Origin of the sequence: Methanosarcina sp. 2.H.A.1B.4, from assembly GCF_000979385.1 — an archaeon.
Lineage (GTDB): Archaea > Halobacteriota > Methanosarcinia > Methanosarcinales > Methanosarcinaceae > Methanosarcina.
The window spans coordinates 1-8,621 of the sequence record NZ_JJOV01000048.1; the positions used below are offsets into that span (position 1 = coordinate 1).

The window sequence follows — 8,621 nt, forward strand, 5'->3', positions numbered from 1 at the left end:
ACAGGGGCCTGATTATCTACTATTGGTGTTCCTGATTTTGAAGCATACTTTGTGTTCCCGAATGCCCCTATGTTGATCCGGTTTCCATTGTCATCAGGCTCATTTGAGTAATCAGAGGAAGCAGATCCGGCATCAATGCATGGAGAACTTGTGCTATCTTTTACCCAGGTTCCCCCATTCCAGCGACCTGCTACTGATTTGAGATGGTAATCCCCACTGTTACTATTCATGAAAAGAGGATCTACATAGATATCTGTTGCTGAGTTAACATTTTTATAGTTCCCGGCAGTGTTGCTGTAGAGACAGTTATTTTCCAGCACAATTTTGTGGGAGCTGGTAAGGCGATTAATCACACCATATCCTGTTCCTGCAGCGTTTTTCGTGCGCGGCTGGGTGTTTACTATTACGTTATTTCGGACTGTTGTCGTGAATCCTGTTCCTGAGGGTCCGGCGTTGGTGTCAGTTGAATACATATTTACAACCGCCGCGTTATGAACTCCATCAAAGACGTTATTTTCAATCAGGACATTATGAAATCCACTGCCTAAAACCCCACCAACCCACTCGATGCTCGGATTGGTTCCGGAATCAGAGAAGATATTGTTGTGAATATATACGCTTGATAAACTTTTATCATATGCTCCGGCGGTCCCGATAAGCCAGATGCCTGGTCCGTAGGTGTTCGTAATTACATTATCGTAGATTTCGATATTATTCATGTCACCTTTGGATCTCTCAACCTGAATACCCGGGCCGCCTGCGCTCCAGTGATAAAATGAATCAATGAAGTTATCATGGAACTTTACATTCTTTGAGTTCCATACCCTCAGAGCACTATTAGTCCTGCAGGTTATTTTGTTGTTCCAGGCCTCTACATTACTGCACTCAATTGCAAAAAGGCCATCATGCCCAAGTTTATAAACCGTGTTGTTATAAAACTGGATATTACTGCCGTATTTTATCCTGAGCCCGTCACCGTGTCCATCATGCATATACATATCATGGACTGCTACATTGCTGGTGTAAAGGAAATAAATCACATTGTAGTAGCCTTTGCCCTTGGCAAGCTCAGCATTACCATCGTGATTTACATCAACTTCAAAACCTCTTATCGTAATATCGTGATTTCCTGAACTGCTCATCTGCTGGATAAGGGGTTTCATAGTAGTCCAGCCTGCATGATCAACCAGCTTGATCACAGCATTTGAGTCTCCTTCAAGAATAGTGTTGCTTCCGATCAGAAGGGTATTGTCAATAACATATGTAAAAGGTCCTTTGAGGTGGACAGTTGTATAAGCAGAGTTTTCTGCCACGAATTTAAGGGCCTGGTTTATCTGTACATGGTCGTCTTTTCCATCACAGTTAAAGTCCCCACTCCCATCTCCCGCAACATAAATAATAGGTGCAGAAGTCCGGCATGAAACCATAGGAACACTTGAAAATATAAAGCACCCTATAAGGAAGAGGACTCCCAATTTTCGCTTTAGCATTGCTATCACCTGGGGTCGATCATAATACAATTGGTTGATATGTTTGTAAGGTAGAAGTTCACTCAGATTCGCCGGGTAGTTTCTATAAATTTATAGCCAGTTGAGCTGTTTTTGGATAAATTTATTTTGTCTGTTGAAAGAACCCTCCGACAAGATTGTGCAATAGTATCCACTCACCAAATGTTCAAGACTATAGAATAAGCCCTGGCAGAAGTATCAGTTCCGAGGCTAATAACCATTATTAGATGAGGGGGAGAATACTGGATTCAGAGTTAATTCCCCTGCTTAAATGGCAATTTATTTCCACTATACACAAATTCCCCCCGAGTGGACATTATGAATAAATTGGGATTAATACCCTAATTAAATTTCTATAGTCGTCATTGTAAATTAGCTCATTATATTATAAAAGTATTTGCGCAGAGTTTGTAAATTTATTTAGACACTGGCGGACATATGGCAAGAACTGTTAAAATTTGTGTATGAAGATCAATCGATATGAAACGGCGTGTTATTAAAAATTATGAAAAAAAAATAGTGCAATTAGTAAAACCTCTGAGATTTATGAGAGGTAATTTTTGAAGGATGTTCCGCGCAATCAACTTAAACATTTATTCTTTGCCGTGAGAAGAACAGATGTAAAAATAATTAAGAAAAATAAGATGTTGGAGCAGGAAATCAATAATAAAAGCCACAAATCAAAAATAAAAAACAATCAGCCACTAATAGAAGCCGGCAATAAAGCCATAAGAAAGCAATAGTGGAATGATAGCTAAATCGTGACTAATTCAAATAACGAATAGAGAAGAAAGATAAAGTCAGAAAAAAGATAAGATAGGAAAAAAGATGAAGCCTATAGTGAAATCACAGGAAAGCTCTGTGAGATCTAAAAGGCCACATCAAACAATTTCGTGACATATATCAAGAATCTTTCTTGCAACTCCATCCCAGCTGTGATTCTCGACGACATATTTACGACCCTGTTCCCCCATGGTATTGCATGTCTTTGGATCGGAAATTAGCTTCACCACAGCATTAGCGAGTTCTCCGGGGTTCTCAGGAGGTACTGAAATTCCGCCTCCTGAAAGATCGATCAGGTCTTTAACCCCTGGTATACTGCTCGCTACAATAGGTTTTCCACATGCAAGATATTCGTATGTTTTTAAGGCAGAAAGTCCTATCTTTGAGTTTCGTTCCATTATAAAAGGAGCAACGCAGACATCAGCTGCGTTAATGTATACAGGAACATTCTCATAGGGGACTCTTCCAGTAAAAGTGAATTTGTCCGAAAGCCCCATCTCTGAAGCAGTTTCCAGCAGTTTATCCCTCATGACCCCATCCCCCACTACAAGGAAATGAACATCAGGGAATTTTTCCAGGATAAAAGGAGAGGAATAGATTAGAAACTCAACTCCCTGCCAGGCTGCAAGGTGCCCTACAAAACATACATACTTCTTGGAATCATCAAGCTCGAGTCTGGCTCTTGCCTGCTTTTGATCCATGGGTTTGAAAATATCGGTATTTGCTCCGTTGTTAATTACAAGAACTTTTTCTGCAGGGACCGAGTATAGCCTCACAAGTTCGTCTTTTAGCTTATCAGTCACGGAAACTATCCTGTCACAGTATCTGTAATTGAACCTCTCGGAATGGAGTGCCAGATAGGAAAAAACCCTGTATGCAAAGGATTTAGAATCAGGGCTTACCTTGAGTTCATCCATAACCAACCCATTAACCTCAACTATAGAAGAAATGCCAAAAAGTTTGCACAGGGCGATGGGGAAGAACGGAAAAGAGTTCTGACGGAGATAAAGAACGTCAGGCCTGTTTTTTATGCATGAATACAGAAGATAAAAGGATAGCATGAACTCGTAAGAAGGCTGTACAAGGTACTTATTATCTATCACAGGCACATACTTTATTCCGGAAAAGCCATGTTCTGCACCTTTCTGACCTGGCGCGAACAAAACTACATCCGTGTATTTTTTCAAATTTCTTAAGAGTTCGAGTATGTGTATATTCGAACCTGATTTTGTATTGAAAGAGCTGTAATAGACCAGGAAAATATTACTTACTTTTTTAAACATAATTGCCGGTATCTGAATAGCAAAAGTAGTTAATTAGTTTATCCCACGACTCCATTCATTAATTTTCATAGGTCTGGAAGAGTAGGTTCGGGATTTAAGTACAGAAAGAGAAATATACTGATTTTGCAGAGAGATATTTATAGGAGAAATTATCTCCTTTGTGTGTTTTTGAGGCATCCGAATCGAAAAAGGAAAAAGATTATGAGAGTACTGGAAGTATGTCAGGAGTTTCCTAATAGGTATTACCCTCAACTTGGAACGTTTATAAAGCAGAGCATAGATTCAATCGCAGACCAGGGAGTAGATGTGACGGTTATTTCTCCAAAAGCTTTCGTGCTTCCTTTTTCTGCATTTCCGTACCATAATTTTTCTAAACTGCCCAGGATTGAGCATACAGAAAAATATGACCTTCACTACCCGCGTTATATCTATGCCATTCCCAAAAAATATTTTTACCCCATAACCGGCATTTCATATGCCCATTTCATTTCCAGGTACGCCATAAAAAACATAAAACCAGAACCAGACCTGATTCATGCACATTTTTCATATCCTGATGGGTACGGAATGATGAGACTTGCAAAGAAATGGAAAGTTCCTCTGGTGATAAGTGCTCTTGGCACGATCGAAAGAAAGGTTGCCTATGAAGGGACCTATACTTCAAGGCAGATTATAGAAGCCATGAATTTTGCCGATAAAGTCCTTTCTGTCAGTGAAGACCTCAAGGCCCATATAGTGAATCTCGGGATAGACGAAAGTAAAGTACATGTGGTCCCTAACGGTGTTGATACGGAGATATTCAAGCCTGCAGGAAAAGAACAGGCAAGGGATATTTTAAACCTGCCTCAGGAAAAGAATATTGTCCTGTTTATAGGAGCCCTGAGAAAAATAAAAGGCGTGGATTACCTTATTGAAGCTGCAAAAAGTTTTGTGGATACAAAAACGGACCTCTATATGGTAGGCAGGGACGACGGGCTTAGAAAAGGTCTGGAAAAAAGAGCAGAAGAGCTCAAAATTGCCGGCTCCATTAAATTTACGGGACCTGTAAACCATGAGGATATTCCCCTCTGGATTTCAGCATCAGATATGCTGGTACTGCCTTCTCTCTCAGAGGGAAGGCCAAATGTCGTGCTTGAAGCTCTTTCCTGTGAAGTCCCTGTCGTGGCAACTGATGTTGGAGGGATTCCGGAACTGATGGTTGATGGGGAAACAGGCTATCTGGTTCCTGCAAAAAACCCTGCCGACCTGTCAGAAAAAATAAATCGGCTGCTTGAAAACGAAAGCCGAAGGGAAAAAATGGGAAAACTCGGGCGTAAAAGCATAATTCAACGGGGACTTACCTGGGAAGCCCATGCAAAGAAGACCGTAGATATATACTCAGAGCTTCTATCAAATCCCTCAAAATAAACCTATAGTAAAAAAAGAAGAGGATTCTGCTTCACCAGAGCTCTGCTTCATCGAAAAATTCTGCTCACAGGTCAGAGAGAACTTGGTATGCTCTTTTGACCCACCTGAGTTTGATATAATTTTTTGGCTCACCGGAATTATGCCCAGGATATTTTGGCCAGATCTCCTGAAAATCTCAGGCTACTTTTACACAGGCTACTTTTACAGTCTTTCAGATAATTTAGAACTTTCGTGTTTTCCATAAAAAAGCATAAGTACAGGCATTTAAATGCCTGTAAATGTGCTGTTAAGGTTAGAACTTCTGATAGGTTTGCTTAACGCCGGACCGGGAGCAAAGATATCCGTTGCTGGGTTTGAGTATATTTTATTTGCTTGTGTAAGATTGTCCTCAAGATCAATTACATTTTCGGGAGTGTTCCCGTAGAAGTAATTGGAAGTTTCCTTAGTGCTGCTTTCATCGCTGCCGAAGTATAAACCGCTCCTGAGAAACTCTTGAGTCCTGAATACTACATAGCCCCTGTAACTGGATAATTCACTTACATTATCGATTCGGTAGTTATTGTAAATTGAGATGTTCATACCCGAAGAATCCTCAGGAATCGACGGGAGATAAAAGAACCTTGTAGTATAGTAATCGGAATAAACGGCAGAACCCTCCGGAATGTACTTATAAACATGTTCGAAACCACTCAGTTCATTATCAGTGAAATATTCATGCTTTGAACTCTGTCCAAGCATGTTCGCGTCCGAGATGCTGAAGACTGAAGAGATGAAAACAAAAGTGGAGAACAGCAGAACTATAAAGACCACTGTATTGAACTTTTTAGGCCCATATTTATCCATATAGTTCCAAAATACATAAATTCCATATCCCATTGCGAAAGCCATAAAGGGGCTAACGAAAAGCATAAACCGATCAACCCTGAACAGAACCTTAAACTGCCAGATAGTATTGAGAGGGTTTGGAACATAGAAAATAAGGGTTAACAGGGCAAATAACCCGAAAACTGAAGCATAGTTTTTTCGGTAGTTTTTCAGAAGAAAGCCTATTCCTATAAGGGCAAAAAATAAAAAGACGGATTTATCCAGGAGCCCAAACAGACTGATAAAGCCCTCTTCAAGTACGTCAGAGCCCCCAGAAGTTAAAACTATAGAGTCCCAAAAATGGCTCTGTAAACGGGGAGTCAGGCTTCTCTGCATGAACAGATAAGCCATAAAGAACCAGTAAGCAGTATAAGTAACATTTAGAAGTAAAAAGAAAGGTTTGCTTACATAGTTGCCAGCCCCTACAATATACTCTGAAGCAAAGAGGATGACGAGTAATAAAACGAACTGGAGTATGGAAACGTTATGTACCAGAGTCAAAAAAACCAGAACAATTACTGAAAGAGCTTTAAAAGAGAATTTATCCTCTTTGAAGTTGACACTGTAAACCAGATATAGCAGTATAATAAACGCTACGTATGACATTGTGCGTGTAATCACGTTTGCGCCGTAATACAGTACAATATAGCTTGCGGAGTAAAGCAGGCAGGAGAGGAGGGAGATTTGCCTGTTGTGGGTAATATGATTAAAGAGATAGTAAAGAAAAACTACGGTTACTGCATAAATTGGCGCTGTAATCAGGAAAAGTGAGGTTTTTGTACTGAGGTTCAAAATTTCGGAGGCTTCTGCAACAAGTATATGGTACAGGGGGAAAAATGCATAGTCACTTAAGGAAGTGGAAATGGTTTGTCCCGTTACTGCAGTGAGTTCCGAAAGAAAAATGTGAGGCAGAATGTCAGTGGTCCCGAAGTAGAAATCATAATTTAAGGTAACGCTGTAAGTAAGGTTTACCATGATTAAAAAAGATTCCAGAAGGACAAGGGACGGCCTTACCTCTTTAGAGAATATTTGCAGGAAAACCGAAAGGTACATCACCAGAATAAATACGAAATAGTACCCTGGTCTGGTTCCCTGAGATAGTAGAAGCACAGCTATTGAGCCAATATAAAATATGCTAAACACATATGTAAGGGACTTTATGTTTATCGACGGGAAACTGTCTATATCATGCAGACTTACATCTTTTTTGTAAATGTACAATATAAAGAGGCAGGAAAGTACTGCAGGGATTCCTGTAAACAATCCACGAATTGCATAACCTGGCTTTCCGGTTACAAACATCCATACGAAAGTGAATATAACTGCGAGAATTATTGCTAGTGGGAACAGGAAGGAAATTACCTTCATTAAACGGTTATTATCCATGTACTTGAGTCCCGTCTCTTCGCTCAATCCAAACATACTATCTCCATAACCTTAAGCGATCACAACTTTATATATTGAGTTTGAAATAAAGAATTCAAAATTGAATCCGAACAGGATTCAGGGTTGAACCTGAAATAAAAGGTTCGGATTTTTTGTTCGAAGCCAATAGGATTTACAGTGAGGTCTATATTGGTTAAGAATTTTTTGCTCCAATATCCTTCAAGCCGGGGTTAATTTATCCAACCATTTTATACATTTGCGTACCGGCAACTATGGTTACATTAACCGGAGAAATTCTTAAACATTAAATATCCGAAAGAGACCTGTCTTTTGAAAGGAGAAGGGAATTTGCAAAACTGTACAAAAAACCCAGCCCATAAGCAACGTGCTGCACAGGAATCACAAACAGGGTAAGGATGCCATATTTTGATTTCATCTTATATATTACCTGAATTGAGGTAACAAAAACCAGAACGAAATATAAGGTCATCAGTATTAGCAGAACTGCTATCGGCACTGTATATACAAGAGAAACAATAAACGAAAGAACCGCAAAAGCTATGGCAATTGAAGGCAAAAAAGCATACCAGCGGACAAATTCTCCGTGTTTTTTGAAAAGCTCGGCCATCCACATGCCATACTTGAACATTCGTATGGAAAAGGACTTGAGAGTTCCTCTTCTGTGATGAAGCACTTTTGCTTCTGGAATATACAGGAATTTATGACCTATTTTGTTTATTCTGTAATTAAGGTCCCCGTCCTGGCCCACTACAAACCGCTCATCAAAATACCCGGCTTCCTTAATGGAATTTTTTTTATACATAGCATTACAGTTAGGAAGGGAACTGACATAATGTTTCTTTGTTGAATTTTTGGACTGGGCAGAACCTCCGGAGCCTAGAAATGTTTCCTGAGCATACCCTACAACTCTGCCAAAAATAGGGTCAGTATCAAATATTAAGTTAGGTCCACCAACACATGCTACATCTTCAGAGGCATTTTTCATTTCACTAACAAGTGTTTTCAACCACCCGGGATCTACCTTGCAGTCTCCGTCCGTAAATGCGACAAGATCTCCCCGAGCGTTTTCCACTCCAAGGTTCCTTGCTGCTGCAACATTTTTTCGTTCATTAAGAAGGAGCCTGACAGGGTATTTCTGTACGAGCTCCCGAGTTTTATCAGTGGACATTCCGTCGACGATAATAACCTCATAAGAATCCTGAGGGTAATCAAGATGAAGAAGCGCTTCAATGCATTCTTCAATGAATTTTTCTTCGTTGCGAATACCTATTACAACCGAAACAAAAGGATATTCCATAAAATGACCCCGTTTTTAACCTTTATTGTTTTCGAATCTGTTCATTTAGAAATATCATTCGTGAAATGGCGT

General features: G+C 39.9%; 5 protein-coding genes. 1 reads left to right on the forward strand and 4 read right to left on the reverse strand.

Going from position 1 to position 8,621, the window contains the following annotated elements; all coding sequences use genetic code 11:
• Window positions 1-1,490, reverse strand: a 1,490-nt coding sequence (locus EO92_RS07590) for a right-handed parallel beta-helix repeat-containing protein (protein ID WP_048170545.1), incomplete at its 3' end; no start/stop codon positions are given.
• 899 nt (window positions 1,491-2,389) lie between these two features.
• Window positions 2,390-3,574, reverse strand: coding sequence for a glycosyltransferase family 4 protein (locus EO92_RS07600; RefSeq protein ID WP_048170549.1), 1,185 nt, complete (start codon window positions 3,572-3,574; stop codon window positions 2,390-2,392).
• A gap of 201 nt (window positions 3,575-3,775) precedes the next feature.
• Between EO92_RS07600 and EO92_RS07605 the strand changes: the two genes are divergently transcribed.
• Window positions 3,776-4,981, forward strand: coding sequence for a glycosyltransferase (locus tag EO92_RS07605; protein WP_048170552.1), 1,206 nt, complete (start codon window positions 3,776-3,778; stop codon window positions 4,979-4,981).
• 264 nt (window positions 4,982-5,245) lie between these two features.
• Here EO92_RS07605 and EO92_RS07610 read toward each other — a convergent pair whose 3' ends face one another.
• Together EO92_RS07610 and EO92_RS07615 are read right to left on the reverse strand one after the other, a co-directional pair.
• The gene (locus EO92_RS07610; RefSeq protein WP_048170553.1) at window positions 5,246-7,267 is read right to left on the reverse strand and encodes a hypothetical protein; all 2,022 of its coding nucleotides are present in this window, start codon (window positions 7,265-7,267) and stop codon (window positions 5,246-5,248) included.
• 268 nt (window positions 7,268-7,535) lie between these two features.
• A complete protein-coding gene (locus EO92_RS07615; RefSeq protein WP_048161805.1) occupies window positions 7,536-8,549 on the reverse strand; it encodes a glycosyltransferase family 2 protein in 1,014 nt (337 codons plus the stop codon).
• Window positions 8,550-8,621 lie beyond the last annotated feature (72 nt).

What these genes read in the sequence shown, in the direction of transcription:
- EO92_RS07615 (WP_048161805.1), bottom strand. Translation starts at nt 8,549, where the DNA reads ATGGAATATCCTTTTGTTTCGGTTGTAATAGGTATTCGCAACGAAGAA.
- EO92_RS07605 (WP_048170552.1), top strand. Translation starts at nt 3,776, where the DNA reads ATGAGAGTACTGGAAGTATGTCAGGAGTTTCCTAATAGGTATTACCCT.
- EO92_RS07610 (WP_048170553.1), bottom strand. Translation starts at nt 7,267, where the DNA reads ATGTTTGGATTGAGCGAAGAGACGGGACTCAAGTACATGGATAATAAC.
- EO92_RS07600 (WP_048170549.1), bottom strand. Translation starts at nt 3,574, where the DNA reads ATGTTTAAAAAAGTAAGTAATATTTTCCTGGTCTATTACAGCTCTTTC.